This is a genomic window from Glaciecola siphonariae, assembly GCF_042652645.1.
GTDB classification, from domain to species: Bacteria; Pseudomonadota; Gammaproteobacteria; order Enterobacterales; family Alteromonadaceae; genus Glaciecola; species Glaciecola siphonariae.
Window position 1 is genome coordinate 842,612 of record NZ_JBHSGU010000002.1, and the last position, 17,715, is coordinate 860,326.

Below are 17,715 nucleotides of genomic sequence, written 5' to 3' on the forward strand. Positions count from 1 at the left end.
TTCGCTCTATTTTTCAATGAAGGCCTGTTCGATAACGTACTCCCCGAGTGACCGCGAGTTGGCCTTGGTAAACCCATGATCATCTAATATGTTCATTAAATCTTGCAGCATGTCGTTGTTGCCACAGATCATAAAGCGGTCAAACTCTGGGTCGATTTCTGGTAGGCCTATGTCGTCGGTTAAGCGATTGGTCGTTAGCAGCGTTGTAATTCGCTCATGATGGCTACTGCGATTATCCTGCTCATCCACACTTTGATACTGAAAGTTCTCACGCGTAACGGTAGGATAGTAAATCAGCTTCTTTTTCACCTCTTCTCCAAAATATTCATTTTTGGGAAGTACATTTTCAATTTCATTTTTATAGGCAAGCTCAGACACATATCTAACGCTATGCACCAATACAACATGCTCGTATGCATCATAAATAAACGGGTCTTTAATGATGCTCATGAATGGCGCTAGGCCGGTGCCAGAAGACAGCAAATAGAGTCGCTTGCCCGGTTTCAAATAACCCGGTACTAGCGTACCTGTTGCGCGGGTGCTGAGAATAAGCTCATCACCAGGTTTTATTTTTTGCAGGCGCGAGGTCAGCGCGCCATCAGGCACTTTTATACTAAAAAACTCGAGTTCTTCTTCATAATTTGCGCTTGCGATACTATAGGCTCGCAGCAAGGGCCTACCGTCAACCTCTAAACCAATCATCACAAACTGACCATTTTCAAAGGTAAAGCTATTACCCCGCGTGGTATTAAAGCTAAATAAAGTGTCGTTCCAATGATGCACTTTGGTGACTGTTTCGCTAATGGTATTGCGCATGCTACTTCCTATAAAACTTAGCTCTATTTGATATATTTAATTTCAGCTTAGCTTAACGTAATTATGCTATTTGCAGATCACCAAGCGTGCCAATCAAGCACAGTATTTTATCTGTTTTTGTATGCTTTATGCTACTCTAGCGTCACTTTATATTCGCTAAACACTCGTTAAGAGTCCATATGTCAAAGTCACCTTCGCTATCATCAATTAGCATCAACTCGGGCGCGCCTGCTCCTAAAAATGGTCAAGCTTTCCGCTCAGGGCCAGTATTTGCCAGTACCTTTCACCTATCTGGGGATGTTGACCCGAACGTGTATCAGTACGGGCGTTTTGGACACCCCACTTGGAGTGATTTGGAAGACGGGCTAGCAAGCCTTGAGGGCGGCGAAACAACCGTTTTTCCCTCAGGCATGTCGGCAGCAGCCGCAATATTAACTAGTTTAGCAGCGCCAGGAGACACAATACTGCTGCCTAGCGACGGCTATGGACCCGTTCGCCATTATGCTAAACAGTATCTCGAAAAATTTGGCGTGAATATACAAACAATTGCCACCCGCGAGATAGACGCATTTGATTTTAAAGGTATTTCGCTGGCGTTATTAGAAACCCCAAGCAATCCCATGCTAGACACCTTTGACATCTCATTAGCTGCACAAAAGCTGCACGCACTAGGCGGCTTATTAGCAATAGATAACACCACCCTTACCTGTTTGGGTCAGCATGTATTGAGTCTTGGTGCTGACATATCAATGAGCGCCGACACAAAAGCCCTTAATGGACACAGCGATGTGGTGTTTGGGCATGTATCGAGCACAAACAATGAAATAAATGCCAAAATAAGAGAATGGCGAAAGTACTCGGGTAATATTCCTGGGCCAATGGAGACATGGCTAGTGCACAGAAGCCTTTCTACCCTAGACGTGCGCCTTGAGCGCATGTGTCGAAATGCGCTAGCCCTCGCAGAGACTCTGAGCCAGCATGAGAAGGTAAAGGCCATTAGATACCCTGGGTTGCCTCAAGACCCATCTCATGAAACAGCCAAAAAGCAACAGCAGCTTTTTGGCTTTATTATTAGTTTTGAACTTGCAGATAAACGCAGCGCTGAGCAGTTTTTAAGCGCATGTAGTTTGGTTTACGAGGCAACGAGTTTTGGCGGCGTGCATAGTAGTGCAGAACGCCGCGCTCGCTGGGGAACAGACGATATTCCCGAAGGAACCATTCGTTTTAGCGTAGGCTGTGAAAAAGAAATTGATATCATTGCAGACGTGCTAAATGCCTTAGAAATGCTTTAACGCTTATAATGCGTCTGGCTGCGTTGTGAGCGCATTTATGTTAGTGGCAATAAACGTAAAATGCCTTAAAACAAGCCGATTTGCTGACTACTGATACTGTCAAACGATACATCGATGAACGGTAATATACCCTCTGCTACAGGTTTAATTTGTTTATCAATGTAATGCTCATAGTCAATTTGGCTTTGCACATAGTCGAGTGGCTCGGGGCCGTTGATGGTGATCAAATAGGCAATGGTACCCTTATGCTGGTATTTAAGTGTTTTACCTAAGGCTGCATTTTGTTGGTCAGCAAGCCTTGCAGCCTTAACGTGCGGTGGTACGTTTTTAACGTACAAGTGCAAACTGCGGCGAATACGCTTATGGTAAATCAGTTTTTCATCGAGCTTGCCTGCTCGCGTATCGTCTATAATTTGCCTGATATATGCTTTTACATCTTGTTGTGCAAACACCATTTTGTACAAGGTAGTTTGAAATTCCTTTGCCAGTTGTGTCCAGTCTGAGCGCACGGTTTCAAGACCTTTGAATATCAGTTCGTCAACGTCTTTACTTGTTTTCAATCCCGCGTAACGTTTTTTACTGCCTAAGTGAGAGCCGCGAATTGTTGGCATTAAAAAATGGCTGAAATGCGTTTCAAATTCAATTTCCAAGTCACATTCTAATTGATGGGATTGCCAAATGCTGTCTTGCCATTTTGCGTTTATTTTACGCGCAAGTGATTCACCAATCTTCACGGCCTGCTCATTCGTGTGTTCACCGTTTAGCCACACAAATGTAGAATCGGTGTCGCCATAAATAACTTCAAACCCGTCCTGTTCAATCCATTTTGCTGTTGTTTGCATAATGTCATGACCACGCATCGTGATGGAACTGGCTAAACGCGTGTCGTAGAACGGACATCCCCCCGAACCCAACACCCCATAGAATGAATTCATCAAAATTTTGATTGCTTGACTGCGAGCAGCGTCTTTGTTTTTCTTGGCCTCATCGCGCTGACGCCACAGAGAAGTGATGATATCAGGTAGAAAATGCTTATCGCGGCTAAATTTTGCGCCTTTGAAACCCTCAATGGCAGTGTCTGCAGAGACTAAGCCTTCTACTAGGCCGAGAGGGTCTATTTTGAAGGTGCGAATAATAGATGGATACAGGCTCTTAAAATCTAATACCAGCACATGCTTATATAATCCCGGTTTTGAGCTCATTACATATCCGCCCGGACTGGCTAGCCCTCCATCTTCCGGCCTGTTGGGTGACACATACCCTGCTCTATGCAGCTTGGGCAGATATAAATTAACAAATGCTGCCACCGAGCCCCCCATACGGTCTAGCTCAAGACCCGTGAGTTGACTTCGTAGTGTCAAAAAATCAAGTACCTTGGTGTGCGCAAAAATATCTAACACGAGCTGGCAGTCTTGTAGATTGTATTGCGCCAACTTAATTTTATTGTGCACAAAATCATGTTCAATTTGCGCTAGCCTGTCGTCGACGTTTTCTGTGTCTTTCCCTTTGTTTAATAAGGTTTGCGCAACATTTTCTAGACTAAAACTGTCGAATTGATACGTGGCAGTTTTCAATGCATCTATACCGTCGACCACCACTCTGCCGGGCATAGACACAAAGCCTTGATTGACTTCGTTTCGAGCATCTCGCCATAAAACAGCTTGATTATCACGACCTATCGCCAAGGTTACCCTATGCAGCGAGGCGCGTTGAATTAACAAACGAAAATCGAAATTAACGACATTCCAACCAATAATCACATCTGGATCAAGGCGCTGAATCTGTGCAACAAGTTCCTGCAGTAAGGCCTTTTCATCGGCCACCCAAGTGATCCAGTGCTCACCCGCTTGAGCCTCACCAATCATAATCACGCATTTTTGCTCGTCGCTGGCGAGCCCTACAGAGAAAAGCTCACCTTGTTCACTGCACTCAATGTCAATTGACAGCACCTTGAACTTAGGCACGTAGCGACTGGGCTTGCAGTGCATGTTTGTAACTTCAATCGTTTTCGCCTGATTTGCGTGATTGACTCGCTCAATTTTCATGCCCGTGAAAATAGCGCTGCCATAAACGAAGCGTTCCATAAAATAACGCTCCGTTAAACGCACATCATCTTCAAAACGCGTAACCTGATGTTGGTTTAATAGCGTCTTCGCTTTGTAGAGAGCGCTATTTTTATCAAAGTAAAGCGCACCTACAGGTTCATGAGCAAAGGTTTTCATTGGCAGTACCTGGAAGCGATGCTTTAGCCCGTTATCGTTAAGCAATTGACCTACGTGAGGAGCATTGTGTTGAAGGATAAAAAAGACTGCTTGCTGGGGCTGGGTAAGCGCTTTGATTGCGCCATCATCGGTTAAAAACCACGTTTCAATAAACGTTTTATTCGCGCGTTCAATGCTGCGTGTTGTTAAGATAAATCCTTCGGATGTCATCTGCATATCTTGCATATTCTAAGGCCTAGCGCTTTTTACTTGAGCCACCAGCGACTGATTTATTACTACTAGAGGAGCGCTGGCCAAAATCGTTTACTCATTTATGTCTACGTCGATTATGTTAACCGAGAAACGTTTGCTACTGCTTATTTATTTGTTTATGAAGAGTTGTTTATGAAGATGTTTTATTTGCGTTTGCGTGTCTAGATATGAACTGTTAGTAAACACTTCGGCTTGAAGCCTTTTAAGGATGGTACGACTACCCAGACTCGAACTGGGGACCTCTACCATGTCAAGGTAGCGCTCTAACCAACTGAGCTATAGTCGTATTTTACAAAATTTTCGCGTGGTTAAAAGCGACACGGCTTGTTAACCAACGGCGCGTATAATAGCCATGCACCTTTCATTTCGCAAGCGCTTTTTACGGCTTTAACGCTGTAGACGAATTGCTTGTACATTTTTTGACGGATTAGAGCTGCCTACCCATTCAACAAAGGCCTGCGCCAAGCGTTCCGATTCGGCCATCACCTTATGCCAATAAGGAATACGCTGTTCAGGACTCATCTTACTGAAGTCTTTTCTGTCAGGGATTTTTTGATACGGCAAGCTGGCGATAAATTCATCTGAGGGAACCAGCATTACCACGTTGTCGTAGCTTGACGGATGGCACTGTCGCCTTTTCAAACCCTTATCAAACCAGCCGGGAATGGGCGTCTTGGCAAAATGTGGGTAAAGCACTAAGCCCGGCGTATTAAGCTTTATATCAAAATGGTAATCAATTATACCGCCATCGCGATACATACCACGCCCTGCTCCAGGAATATCGGGCACGCCCTGAATGACCATAGGAATTGAGCCGGTGGCCATAAGCGCCATCAGCGTATTGCTAGCGGATAAAGGCACATGCTCTGTTTGCAATGCAATTTGTTCATCAAAATCTAGCAAGGTATTGGTATTTGAGAACACCACCCGTGTGAAGCTCTTTTGTAACTTTGACCGCCCTATTGCGTTGCGTGCTGCGGCCAAGCCAAGCGCTGTGCCCTGTTGCCATTTGCGTTCTTTTGCCGCCAAGCCGCGACTTTTAGCTACCACTATGTGAAGGCGTTTAATTTGTTGATTCAATACGTTATCAACGCCGGTATCGCCCATCATATAGTCCAGTAATGCCACACCTTTACTGGTAATTTCTTGCACACTCGGACGCTCTGAATACACGGTATTACTGTATTTATCTGCCAGTCGCTCTATCGCTGCTTTTGTATCCTGTTGCGTAAAGCAAGCCGAGCGAAAAGCGCCGATAGACGAACCGATGATGTCAACCGGCTGGGTGCGTTTATCCATGAACTCACTAAACAGCACTTTATCTAAGCCATAGAGCACAAACCATTTTGGCCCGCCCGATGCCCCTAAAACTGCACTGAACGTATCTGCACTTATCCCTTCACGCTCTATGGTTTCACGCGCCTTCGGGCCGGCATATATTGAAAGTGCTTCCATGACAATCCTTGTGATTAATATGAAACAAAATGTCTACACTCACTATTATGCAAATTATTGCCTAAGGTGAACAATAATAAATTGTAATTCACCTTAATCGACTTAACTTTAATTGGCGTGGGCAGGAGCGACGTTCTAAATCAAATTTATTGACCTTGTGTGTATTCTGACCATAATTTTTTTGCTATAGTTTTCATGTATTTATTGATTAACCCCAATGTACTACACAAACTTATCCACAGATATCTTGGATAAACTTTAAAGCGAAGTTTGTGTGATTAAATTTTCAAAAATAAATGGGTAACGCTATGACCATCATGTACGGCATCGCAAACTGCGACACAGTAAAAAAAGCAAAAACTTGGCTCAGCAGCAATAACATAAACTACAGTTTTCACGATTACAAAAAAGCCGGTGTTGAAATCGATTTTATAGCATCGATGATAAACGCTCATGGTGTCCAGACCGTGGTAAACAAACGCGGTACTACTTATCGCAAGCTTAGCGATGATCAAAAAGCGGTGCTCGAGGCGGCGAATGAAAACGAGGCATCGAAAACCGCGGCGCTTGCTTTAATACAAGAAAACACATCAATGATTAAGCGCCCCATCCTCGTGCACCAAGGTGATTCTTACATCGGGTTTACACCCGACTTGTACTCATCAATTTTTAAAACAAAAGCGGGCGTTTGACCATAAAGTAAAAACAACATTTGCTCTCAGAGCTGGCCTTTAGATTAAGGCATTACCATAAGCCCTCAAGATAAGCGGAGTACAGTTCATATGATCAACAAGCAACAGATTATGGGCTTTGACAGCGGGCATGTCTGCCCCGTAGACGCTCAGCATGTGTTAATGCCTGAGGTGCGAGAAGCCTTTTTAGCTATGCAGAGCGACGCGCATGAGCAAGGACTCGATTTGCAAATTTGCAGCAGCTTTAGAAGTTTTGAAAAACAGCTTTCTATTTGGAACCGCAAGTGGCTGGGAGAGCTTCCGCTGTTTAGTCTTGATGGTGACTTGCTTGAGCTAGACACACTCAGCGATATAGACAAAATCCATGCGATTATGCTGTGGTCGGCATTACCCGGTGCTAGTCGGCACCACTGGGGTACGGATTTTGATTTTTACGATAAAACTCGCGTAGAAGCGAGCGGCCATCCTTTTAAATTAGTCACCGATGAATACGAAACCGACGGTCCTTGCGCCGCCCTTGCTACTTGGGTTCATGCTAATGCTGCACGTTTTGGGTTTTATTTACCCTATGCTAACTATGTGGGAGGCGTAGCTCGCGAGCCTTGGCATTTAAGCTATAAAAAAACTGCTGAGCATATTCAGCAACACTTTGATTTGAGTTTACTAACAACCTTACTGACTGAGAGCAATATACAGGGCAAAGATGCTGTGCTGGCTATCTTGCCGGAGCTTGTAGAGCGCTATACTTACAATCGAGGTTGCGCCTTATGAGCACGTTTTGGGTAGTTGTCATTATTGTATTTGTGCTAGGCATTATCTTAGGTAATATCATGCTACTGAGATATAGCAGTAAGTTTAAGATCCCTAAGGACTTTAAAAAGCGCCCAGATTCGGACTACGACAAAGATGACGATGCAGACAAGTGGTAATGCACACTGCATCACCACTATTTTGACCGCTGTATTAAAACCTTTGAGTTAGATCGGGCGCGAATGCTAACGTTATGCCAATTTGACCGCTGTGCCGCTGATGCTAACCATCAACATACTGCCATTTTGCCCAACCACTTCATAATCTAAATCAACGCCAATGACGGCATCTGCACCAAGCATATGTGCCTCTCGTTCAATTTCTTGAAAGGCAATCTGTCGAGCCTTGGTGAGTTCAGCCTCATATGCGCCTGAGCGGCCGCCTACAATGTCGCGGATAGAAGCGAATAAGTCTTTAAACACGTTTGCACCCATAATCGCCTCGCCGATAACGACGCCGCAATATTGGGTGACTGATTTGCCTTCAATTGAATTAGTGGTGGTAATAATCATGTTTTTATCCTCGCTGTGGTATGAGCAATCTTGTATTAAATGCTGCCTTTATTTGCCTTAAGGCAAGTATGCATGGACTCAATGCGTTCCGAGAGTTGCCCTTGTTCATAAGGCTTTGCTTCAAATAGTCCCCACACTGGCTTGGGCCATGCAAGGTCTGTTTTAAAGCGAGCAATATGATGCACATGTAATTGCGACACCATATTACCGATACTGGCAACGTTTAGCTTATCGGGCGCAAAACAGTTTATAATGGCTCCCGACAGCAATCGACTTTCAATTGTAAGCAATTGTTGCTCATCAAGCGTCAAGTCATGCAGTTCAACCAAACCATTACGCTGGGGCACTAATAAAAACCAAGGATAATTAGCGTCGTTTATTATTCTGACCTCGCATAAATCGAGGCGCGCAAGGTGCATACTGTCTGCGATTAGCTGTGGATGCAGCTTAAAATCCATCTCAGAGCTCACACGGCACCACCGTCAATAAAGCCCGCTGACCAATGGCAACGTTTTCATTTGGAAACACAATGGCTTCCCCATCTTGCTGAGCGTAGTATTTGGCACCACTCTCACTAGCAAGCAAAGTACCCGCACAATAATCAGTAAAATTCGCCGTATCCTCCGAAAAATGCAGTTTAAAATCGGCATGATGCTTATTAATCACCTGATTTACTTTGTAAATTTCTAGAGGGCAATCTTCGTAAGCGCTTAAGGTAAGTTCTCTATCGGCAATCAAATGTCGCAGCATTTTGTCTGCTTGGACAAAGTCATTCATATTATTCTGGCCGAAAGCTTTTACCTTACCAAGCTCTACAGTAAATGCATGTGCATCATGATAGCGAGAGCTATAGTAGCTGAAGGTGGTCGTAGCAGACTGAGACAACAAAATCGTATTCACGCCGCAATCTGACATAAATTGCAGCTCAGTTTTACTGTGGGCTTTACCGTGTAGATGCGGATACACGGCAAATTTTTCATTTTTTGAGGCACGGATGGCAGTGTGCAAATCATAGTGATATCGCTCGCCGGTGGCATCTTTGAAAAAAGCGCTGACCTGTTGCATCAACGCTTTTGCTCGTGGTACCTCTAACGAGTCACCCTCAATATTTGGGGCAAACAAGCGATTTAAGTTTTCTTCAATAAATCTCGTCTGCTGTTTTATCGCCGGTAGGTTTCCGAATATAAACATAAGCGCATGTGAAATTTTTAGCTTACCGCTAGCGATATCCGCAATGAGTTGGTTGCATATTTCCATGGGCGCAGTTTCATTTCCATGAATGCCGCTTGAAAGCACAATATGTTTTTGCTGCGGTAGATTGCCGGTGGGCCTAAAAATTAACACGCCCTCGAGCGGCGATTCAACATACACATCTGCATTAAGCTGGGCTGAGAATGATTGCCACTTTATGGATTCGTCGACACTATGAGATAAAAAATTTTGCAGGGTGAGGAGCACTCGATTTGCCTTATAGGATGAAACCGAGGAGATTTTATCAATACCTAGCCGTGATTTCGAGTATTACCATCAAGCAGGTGCGAAAAATCATTCAGACCAATAAGACTAATAAATTGCGTGATCGGCACAGCTTGAGAGAACAAAAAGCCCTGCCCCTTGGTGATACCCATATCCTTCAACAGGGCTAACTGCTCGAGGTTTTCTATACCTTCAGCATAGGTCTCGCATCCTTTGGCGTCACAAATTATTTTAGTTGCTTTTACTATCGCGCTATTGACTGGTGATTCGCTGAGCTCTAGCACAAAGGCCTTATCAATTTTGATGGCAGATAGTTCTAAATCGCGAATAAAGCTCAGATTTGAGTAGCCTTTACCAAAATCGTCCATTGATATTGCGATCCCCAGCTTTTTCAATTCGTCTAGCTGGCGTTTAACTAACAATGAATTAGTTAACGCGACATCTTCGGTTAGCTCTATTTCAATCAATTCAGGCGTAATGTCGTATTTTTGAATAAGTTTGCGTATTTTCGGCAATAAACGCGGGTCATAAAGCTGAGTTGGCGATATATTCACAGAAATTGGGATTCGATAGCCCTGTGCACACAGCACTGCGATTGAGCTAAAGGCACTTTCGAGTGTCCAATAACCTAACTCGTTCATCATGTTGTATGACTCAGCGGCCTTTAAAAGCGTCCCCGGAAAAACCACTCCATCGAGCGGATGATTCCAGCGCAACAGACACTCTGCCCCAATTATCTCAAAGGTGTTTAAATCTACTTTTGGCTGAAAGTACAGTTCAAGCTCTTGATTGTGTAGGGCGCGCGTTAAATCGGCTTTGAGCGCAAGGCCTTTGCCTGTTACCTCTTGATTTTCATCAGTCAGCAGAGCAAAGTTTACGTGCCGATTAGATTTTGCTTTTTTAAGCGCACTTTCAGCAAGTGAAATAACCGTATTAGAATCGGTATCTTTGCTTTTACGAATCGCCACACCGACGTTAAAATCAGCGATAAAAGCGGTTTCGTTAACCATTAAAGGCGTTTTAAAATGCGATATCAAATGCGCGTTCTTATCGCGCATAGCAAGCGGCGTACTTGCGTCGGTAAACACAACGCCAAAAATATCACCGCTCAAGCGCCCAATGGCAGCCGCGTCTTTGAATAATCGACAAATATGATTGGCAATTTGCAGCAGCACCAGGTCGCCTGATTTGTGATCAAAAGCTGCAGATACATCAGAAAAGCGCATCACGTCCATTAGCATTAAACTATAACGGTCATGGGTGCGCGCAATTTCTTCCACAATCTCAATAAAGTGATAACGATTGGGAATGTTGTTGATGTGCTGATGCTGCTCTAAGGTCATAAAAGTATGTGTGTTCCCAAATTGAAGGCGATGAGGTTTGCATGGCTACGCAATAACCACACCGATAAATAATGTATCGTTTACTTCTGAAATTTCTTTACCAAAATACCAATAAAAACGCCCCTTTCAGACAAAAAAGCCAGCTAGATGCTGGCTTTTTATACAATTTAAGAAATTGTGGAATTAATCACTCATAAAATGCTATTCAATCCCGCATTTTTCTAGCTTCCAAATCTTACTGACATAATCTTCAATAGACCGGTCTGACGTGAACTTACCCATTTTTGCGGTATTTAAGATTGCCATCTTGGCCCAGCGCGTCTTATCTTTATAAGCCTCATCTAGCCTGATGTTTGCCTCGCTGTAAGACTCAAAATCGGCAAGCACTAAATATGGGTCTCCTCCATCTAGCATACTTTGTTTAAGTGGCGATAATTCACCTGGCTGACCTGGCGTAAAATAATCGCTATCTAACCAATCGAGCACTGCCTTAATCTCTTTATTGTTATAGTAATAATCGTAAGGGTTGTAGCCTCTTGCCGTTAGCGCTTCAACCTGTTCGACGGTATTACCGAAAATAAAGATATTGTCGTCGCCTACTTCTTCCGCTATTTCAATATTTGCGCCGTCAAGCGTGCCAATAGTCAGCGCGCCGTTTAGAGCCAGCTTCATGTTTCCAGTACCAGATGCCTCTTTCCCAGCTGTAGAGATTTGCTGCGATACATCGGCAGCCGGTATCATTTTTTCAGCTAATGACACGCGGTAATTAGGCAAAAATACCACTTTAATCTTTTGATTAACGCGTACATCAGCATTAATTTTATCAGCGACTTTGTTTATCGCGTAAATAATGGTTTTTGCTAGTGCGTAACCCGGTGCGGCCTTCGCGCCAAAAATAAACACGCGAGGATGCATCTCATAATCTGGGTTTTCAAGTAAACGACGGTAGAGCGCTAAAATATGCAAAAGATTAAGATGCTGGCGCTTATATTCATGCAAACGCTTTATTTGAATATCGAAAATCGCTTTGGTGTCTACCGATATTCCGGTGAGCTGCTTAATCTCCTTTGCTAAAGCGTCTTTGTTTTTTTGCTTCACGCGCATGAAGGCATTTTGAAACGTTTTGTTGTCGGCTAAGGTTGACAAATCATCCAGCTTGCTCAGGTGCAGCGGCCAGTCGTTCCCTATTTTTTTAGAAATCAGGTCAGATAAAAGCGGGTTACAGGCCTTAAGCCATCTGCGCGGCGTAATGCCGTTGGTCACATTGGTAAGCTTACCCGGATAAAGCGCATCAAACTCAGGGAATAGATTTTGTTTCACTAAGCGTGAATGAATCTCAGCCACGCCATTTACAGCGAAGGCACCAATAACGCTCAAATTGCCCATACGCACCATTTTTTCGTTACTTTCTTCAATGATGGAGAGCTTTGCCTTCATAAGATTATCACCTGGCCACTTTTTCTCTACCTCAGACAAAAAGCGATGGTTGATTTCGTATATGATCTCCAAATGTCGCGGCAAGACTTTTTCAATCATGCGAGCAGGCCATTTTTCCAATGCCTCTGGAAGCAAAGTGTGATTAGTGTATGCAAAGGTGTTTTGACAAATTTCCCACGCACTGTCCCAATCTAATTCTGCGCGGTCAACTAAAATACGCATCAATTCAGGGATTGCAATGGCAGGGTGCGTATCGTTAAGCTGAATCACTACTTGGTCGGTAAAGCGTGACCAATCGTCGCCATGAGCTCTTTTGTATCTGCGAATAATGTCTTTCAGCGAGCATGCACTAAAGAAATACTGCTGTATGAGCCTGAGTTCTTTACCCGCCTCGGTTTCATCGTTTGGATAGAGCACTTTAGATATGGTTTCTGCTTCAACGTTTTCTCGCTCAGCATCAACATATCCGCCGGCATTAAACACATCCCAATTGAAGTAACCTGAAGCCTGACTTTCCCATAAACGCAGTACGTTTACCGTTTTACCGCCGTAGCCAACAACAGGAATGTCCCAAGGCAAGCCTTTCACAATAGCCCCTGGATGCCATTCTTTTTGTATCTGTCCTTTTTTACCGTATTTAGTTTCCACATATCCGTATAAGGAAATCTCTTGAATAGATTCAGGTCTACAAATCTCCCACGGATTACCATAGTCGCGCCAGTTATCCGGGCGTTCAATTTGCGCGCCGTTTTTGATTTCCTGTCTGAATAAGCCATATTCGTAGTGAATACCGTAGCCTATTGCCGGATAGTCCATGGTTGCCAATGAATCGATATAACATGCCGCCAAACGCCCTAATCCGCCGTTACCAAGGGCCATATCCGGTTCTTCTTCCAATACGTCAGTCAAATCTACGCCGAGTTCTTGCAGTGCGGCTTGCGCGGTTTCAAATAAGCCAAAATTATGCATGTTGTTTGACAACAAACGGCCCATCAAAAACTCTGCAGAAAAATAATGAACGGCGCGCGTATCATTTAAATAATGACTTTTTTGCGTCTTCCTTAAACGATTAAGCACCAGCTCCTGAATGGCTGCACTTGCCGCTTTAAACCACGCATGATTGTTGGCTTTGTTTTCGTCAGTGCCAAGCGTGCTGTGCAGATGACGCACTACCGCCTCTTTAAATGCTTTTTTAGATAAGTCTAACTCGGGTATGGTGCTCACAGGGTTATTCGCCGATTGTTGGCTTGATGAGGCACTTTTTGTTTGGGTACGCTTTTTACTGGGCGCACTTGCTTTTTTTGCTACTGTCATAAAGATTCTCGATACTTGAAAAGTGTTTACGTTGTGTCTCAAGCGAGATTGCGCTTGAGCATATTCAAATTAGTGAAATTTTATTACAACAACAGTATCAAAAGTACGAGAAATCTCCTAATAAATACGTATGCATGTTAAATTTTAGTTAACAAAAGCAAATTATTGACAGATTCCCTTTAAAATTCGTTTTTAATTTACATTTTTGCAACATAAATATTCATATGAATTTACATTTAGGCATTTTAAAGCACGCTAGCTACGAGTGCTTCCGCATCTTTTATAATTTCTTGTAAGTGACTTTCACCCGTAAAGCTTTCAGCATATATTTTATATACATTTTCAGTACCCGATGGACGCGCAGCAAACCAACCATTCTCGGTACTGACTTTTACACCGCCTATTGCAGCACCATTGCCCGGTGCGTGTGTTTGAATTTGCGTGATGCGTTCGCCCGCCATGGTATCTGCTTTTATATCGTCAGCACTCAAATTCGACAGGCTTTGTTTTTGCTCGAGCGTGGCGGCAACATCTATTCTTGTATACTTAGGCGCGCCGTACGCCTGAGTAAGGGCTTGATAATGCTCACCTGGGTCTTTGCCAGTGGTGGCGGTTATCTCGGCTGCGAGCAGGCTCATAATAAATCCGTCTTTGTCGGTTGCCCAAGTATCACCATTTTGCTGTAAAAAGATGCCTCCGGCTGATTCTTCTCCAGCAAAGGCAATGTCTCCATCACACAAGCCCTGAACGAACCACTTAAAGCCTACTGGCATTTCAAGTAAATTGCGTCCGAGCTTGTTAGCGACGCGGTCAATCATACTGCTCGACACCAGTGTTTTTCCGATCGCACGAGATGCATCCCATTGAGGACGATTTTGATACAAATAGTCAATGGCCACTGCCAAATAATGATTTGGGTTCATCAGCCCTGCCGATGGACATACGATTCCATGGCGATCAAAGTCTGGATCGTTTCCAAATGCTATATCAAACTTGTCTTTGAGTTGAATAAGGCCCGACATCGCAAATGCTGACGAACAGTCCATGCGTATCTTTCCATCTCGGTCACAGTGCATAAATGCGAACCGTTGGTCCACCTGTGAATTAACAACACTGATGTCTAGATTATACCGGTGAGCAATTTTGTCCCAGTAGCCAATGCCAGAACCACCAAGGGGGTCAGTTCCGAGCCTTAGCTTAGCGTCAGAAATAGCCTGCATATTGATAACGTCTGATAAACTTTCAATATAATCGTTGGCAAAGTCTACTTGACTCAAATTATCGTGCGCCATCGCTTTAGACAGATTCATTCGTTTTACATCGACCGAGCCCTTCGCGATAATTGCATTTGCTCGCGTTTGAATTTGTCCGGTGGCGGCACCATCGGCCGGGCCGCCATGAGTTTGATTGTATTTAAAGCCACCATCTGTAGGCGGATTGTGTGAGGGCGTAATAACAACGCCGTCAGCCAGATGCGAAGTACGCCCTCTGTTGTAGCTCACAATGCGCTGAGAAATGACGGGAGTGGGGGTAAATTCATTATTTTGCTGAATCACTACCTGCACATCGTTGGCCACAAGCACCTCTATGGCTGTAATTAATGCAGGCTCAGACAAAGCATGCGTATCTTTGCCAATAAAAAGTGGGCCGTCGATACCCTGGGTTTTTCTGTATTCTGCTAAAGCCTGACAAATAGCCGCTATGTGGGCGTCATTAAATGAGCACAACGCAGAACAGCCTCTATGTCCTGACGTGCCAAAACTAACCGCTTGCTCAGCCACCGCCACATCGGGACGATATGAATAGTAATCGGCCGTAAGCCGTGCCACGTTGATAAGCTGTGACTGCTGTGGTGTTTTTCCTGCTTGCGGGTGAATTGCCATGCGTAATCCTTTCTTATGTAAATGCTGATTTAATGCGTGTAGCATGTGATAGTTATCAGCGCGCTATGCGTATGATATGGCTAACAAATGCTGCGTATCTATCCCGAATTTGTAAATAATACACAAATATGATGCGAGGCGGCATAAATATGCGCTTTTAATATTTGCCAATCACTGTTCAAAATATGATTATGAGCATAACAAACGCATACATTAGTATCTAATACGATAAGCGATTAGGTCGATACATCCTTTATGATTTAACGCGATAAAAACAAAGATGAGTACCATGCGAAACGACATTAAATCTTGCATTGACAGCATAGGACAAGTTATACGAGGCAAACATTCGCAAATTGAGTTGTCTTTAATTTGCCTTTTGGCGCGCGGACACCTTTTATTAGAAGATTTGCCCGGCATGGGCAAAACTACCCTCTCCCATTCTTTATCGAAGGTACTTGGTCTTGAGTTTGCTAGGATACAGTTTACCTCAGACCTACTGCCCGCCGATATGCTCGGAATCAATATTTACGACCAAAGCAGCGGCGAGTTTACCTTCCACGCTGGCCCTATTTTTAACCATGTTATTTTGGCCGACGAAATCAATCGAGCAAGCCCTAAAACGCAGAGCGCATTGCTAGAGGCGATGGCAGAACGTCAAGTCACAATAGATGGCAACACACGGGACTTACCGCATCCCTTTTTTGTGATTGCGACACAAAATCCACTGCATCAATCGGGCACGCATCCATTGCCTGAGTCCCAATTAGACCGCTTCAATATGCAGCTATCGTTAGGGTTTCCTGATTACGAATCGGAAAAAGCAATGTTGCTAAACAATAATGAAGCCTCGGCCCTTGATACCATCATAGATATTCAAACTCTCATTGGCTTACAAAACGAAGTAGACAAAATAGATGTAAGCGATGCGGTTGTTAACTACGTGCTTAATTTGGTTAATCACACTCGAAAATCCACTGAATTCCCAAATGCACTGTCGCCGCGAGCAGCAAAGGCATTACTCAATACCGCAAAAGCTGCAGCATTTGTGCATGAGCGAAGCTTTGTTACGCCAGAGGATGTCCAATTTGTATTAAGTGGGGTATGCGAACATCGCCTGCGAGGCCACCTCGTGACTAAAACAGCATCCTCTTATGCTGAGCACTTATTGCAACAGGTAGACCCGCTGGCGGCCTGATGAAACGCTCAATTAATGCGTTCAGAAAAACTTGGTTAAGCCGACGCAATCACTGGCTGGACAAACGCATACCGGCCGAGAACGAAAGCCGTTTTAATTTAACCAACACCTTTATTCTGCCCTCAAGTTTTGGGTGGGCGATGATTGCTATTGTGGTCTTTCTGTTTATTTTAGGCACCAACTATCAAAACAATATTGTGCTGGGTATGAGCTATTTTACTTCCGCACTGTTAATTCTGTCGCTGTTTCATAGTTACCGTTACTTCACGCAACACACTTTGGTGTTTATGCCCTTTACACCTGAGTTTGACAATCGAGATATTCTGCTTAGATGTGAGCTAAAAAGTACCCAACAATATACCGGTGGTGAGTTCATTCTCAGCGCGCACAAACGCAGCGTGGAATCACCATTGGATAGCGAGGCAGAAGCTACTCCAATATCATTGCATCTACCGCCGTTCAAACGTGGTTTACATATGTCGCCGCGCATTAAAGTTGAATGCTTTTTCGGCTTCGGCTTGTTTCGCTGTTGGAGTTATCTTCAGCCCAAACACAAAATATTGGTATATCCAAGCGCACAAAAATCCTCCATTAACCTTCATCAGATCAACAAAGACGACAACGATGTACCCTCTCAAGCCAGCGCTAAGCAACAATCTGACAACTTACAAGGCATTCGTAATTTTGTTGAGACCGATCCCCTGCATCATGTTTCATGGAAACATGTGGCAAAAGGTCAAGGCATGCTGACCAAAGACTTTGGTGAAACTTCTGGCGTAAGCGGATGGTTGCGTCTTAACGATGTCATGCAGGGAAATCTTGAAGAAAGCTTAAGAATAATGAGTTATCAGGTACAGCATTTGTCGCAAGAGCAGGTTGAGTTTGGGTTTGATTTAGGCACAAATCAAATCTTGCCACAAAGCGGTATGGGGCACTTGCAAAATTGTTTATTTCAATTAGCCACCTACGGCCAAAGCCATCAAATGGATAGGCGTAAAAACGATGAGTGATGG

General features: G+C 44.0%; 15 protein-coding genes and 1 tRNA gene. 6 read left to right on the forward strand and 10 right to left on the reverse strand.

The annotated features are described in order from the left end of the window. Positions 1-6 precede the first annotated feature (6 nt). Positions 7-816 carry a ferredoxin--NADP reductase gene (locus ACFO4O_RS05210; RefSeq protein WP_382406296.1) on the reverse strand — a complete coding sequence of 270 codons (810 nt, stop codon included), beginning with the start codon at positions 814-816 and terminating at the stop codon, positions 7-9. A gap of 179 nt (positions 817-995) precedes the next feature. Between ACFO4O_RS05210 and ACFO4O_RS05215 the strand changes: the two genes are divergently transcribed. Beyond that, the gene (locus tag ACFO4O_RS05215) at positions 996-2,108 is read left to right on the forward strand and encodes a cystathionine gamma-lyase (RefSeq protein WP_382406297.1); all 1,113 of its coding nucleotides are present in this window, start codon (positions 996-998) and stop codon (positions 2,106-2,108) included. A 65-nt stretch (positions 2,109-2,173) separates the two neighbouring features. Here ACFO4O_RS05215 and ACFO4O_RS05220 read toward each other — a convergent pair whose 3' ends face one another. The 3 genes from ACFO4O_RS05220 to ACFO4O_RS05230 form a co-directional block, all read right to left on the reverse strand. Beyond that, positions 2,174-4,546 carry a DNA polymerase II gene (locus ACFO4O_RS05220; protein ID WP_382408239.1) on the reverse strand — a complete coding sequence of 791 codons (2,373 nt, stop codon included), beginning with the start codon at positions 4,544-4,546 and terminating at the stop codon, positions 2,174-2,176. A 245-nt stretch (positions 4,547-4,791) separates the two neighbouring features. Next, positions 4,792-4,868: transfer RNA gene (locus tag ACFO4O_RS05225), tRNA-Val, on the reverse strand. Between the two features lie 101 nt (positions 4,869-4,969). After that, positions 4,970-6,037, reverse strand: a complete 1,068-nt coding sequence (locus ACFO4O_RS05230) for a patatin-like phospholipase family protein (RefSeq protein WP_382406298.1) — start codon at positions 6,035-6,037, stop codon at positions 4,970-4,972. A gap of 308 nt (positions 6,038-6,345) precedes the next feature. Between ACFO4O_RS05230 and ACFO4O_RS05235 the strand changes: the two genes are divergently transcribed. From ACFO4O_RS05235 to ACFO4O_RS05245, 3 genes are all read left to right on the forward strand, one after another. After that, positions 6,346-6,729: an arsenate reductase gene (locus ACFO4O_RS05235; protein WP_382406299.1), complete on the forward strand. Its 384-nt coding sequence runs from the start codon at positions 6,346-6,348 to the stop codon at positions 6,727-6,729. A gap of 90 nt (positions 6,730-6,819) precedes the next feature. Beyond that, complete coding sequence (locus ACFO4O_RS05240) at positions 6,820-7,500, forward strand: M15 family metallopeptidase (RefSeq protein WP_382406300.1); 681 nt, start codon at positions 6,820-6,822, stop codon at positions 7,498-7,500. Beyond that, entirely contained in the window at positions 7,497-7,658 is a 162-nt protein-coding gene (locus tag ACFO4O_RS05245) for a DUF2897 family protein (RefSeq protein WP_382406301.1), read from the forward strand. Before ACFO4O_RS05240 ends, ACFO4O_RS05245 begins: the two co-directional genes overlap by 4 nt. 72 nt (positions 7,659-7,730) lie before the next feature. On the opposite strand, the gene ACFO4O_RS05250 is transcribed toward ACFO4O_RS05245, so the two are convergent. From ACFO4O_RS05250 to pgm, 6 genes are all read right to left on the reverse strand, one after another. Continuing rightward, positions 7,731-8,051: a heavy metal-binding domain-containing protein gene (locus tag ACFO4O_RS05250; protein WP_382406302.1), complete on the reverse strand. Its 321-nt coding sequence runs from the start codon at positions 8,049-8,051 to the stop codon at positions 7,731-7,733. A gap of 35 nt (positions 8,052-8,086) precedes the next feature. Then, complete coding sequence (locus ACFO4O_RS05255; RefSeq protein ID WP_382406303.1) at positions 8,087-8,521, reverse strand: HIT domain-containing protein; 435 nt, start codon at positions 8,519-8,521, stop codon at positions 8,087-8,089. Beyond that, the gene (astE, locus tag ACFO4O_RS05260) at positions 8,511-9,509 is read right to left on the reverse strand and encodes a succinylglutamate desuccinylase (protein ID WP_382406304.1); all 999 of its coding nucleotides are present in this window, start codon (positions 9,507-9,509) and stop codon (positions 8,511-8,513) included. The genes ACFO4O_RS05255 and astE overlap by 11 nt, the downstream gene beginning before the upstream one ends. A 44-nt stretch (positions 9,510-9,553) precedes the next feature. Beyond that, positions 9,554-10,870: a putative bifunctional diguanylate cyclase/phosphodiesterase gene (locus ACFO4O_RS05265; RefSeq protein WP_382406305.1), complete on the reverse strand. Its 1,317-nt coding sequence runs from the start codon at positions 10,868-10,870 to the stop codon at positions 9,554-9,556. Positions 10,871-11,071: 201 nt separating this feature from the next. Continuing rightward, positions 11,072-13,621 carry a glycogen/starch/alpha-glucan phosphorylase gene (locus ACFO4O_RS05270; RefSeq protein ID WP_382406306.1) on the reverse strand — a complete coding sequence of 850 codons (2,550 nt, stop codon included), beginning with the start codon at positions 13,619-13,621 and terminating at the stop codon, positions 11,072-11,074. Between the two features lie 245 nt (positions 13,622-13,866). Next, positions 13,867-15,504 (reverse strand): phosphoglucomutase (alpha-D-glucose-1,6-bisphosphate-dependent), encoded by a 1,638-nt coding sequence (pgm, locus tag ACFO4O_RS05275; RefSeq protein WP_382406307.1) that lies wholly within the window; start codon positions 15,502-15,504, stop codon positions 13,867-13,869. 289 nt (positions 15,505-15,793) lie between these two features. Here pgm and ACFO4O_RS05280 point away from each other — a divergent pair, with 289 nt between their 5' ends. Further along, positions 15,794-16,702 carry an AAA family ATPase gene (locus ACFO4O_RS05280; RefSeq protein WP_382406308.1) on the forward strand — a complete coding sequence of 303 codons (909 nt, stop codon included), beginning with the start codon at positions 15,794-15,796 and terminating at the stop codon, positions 16,700-16,702. Beyond that, complete coding sequence (locus ACFO4O_RS05285) at positions 16,702-17,712, forward strand: DUF58 domain-containing protein (RefSeq protein WP_382406309.1); 1,011 nt, start codon at positions 16,702-16,704, stop codon at positions 17,710-17,712. The genes ACFO4O_RS05280 and ACFO4O_RS05285 overlap by 1 nt, the downstream gene beginning before the upstream one ends. Positions 17,713-17,715: the final 3 nt, after the last annotated feature.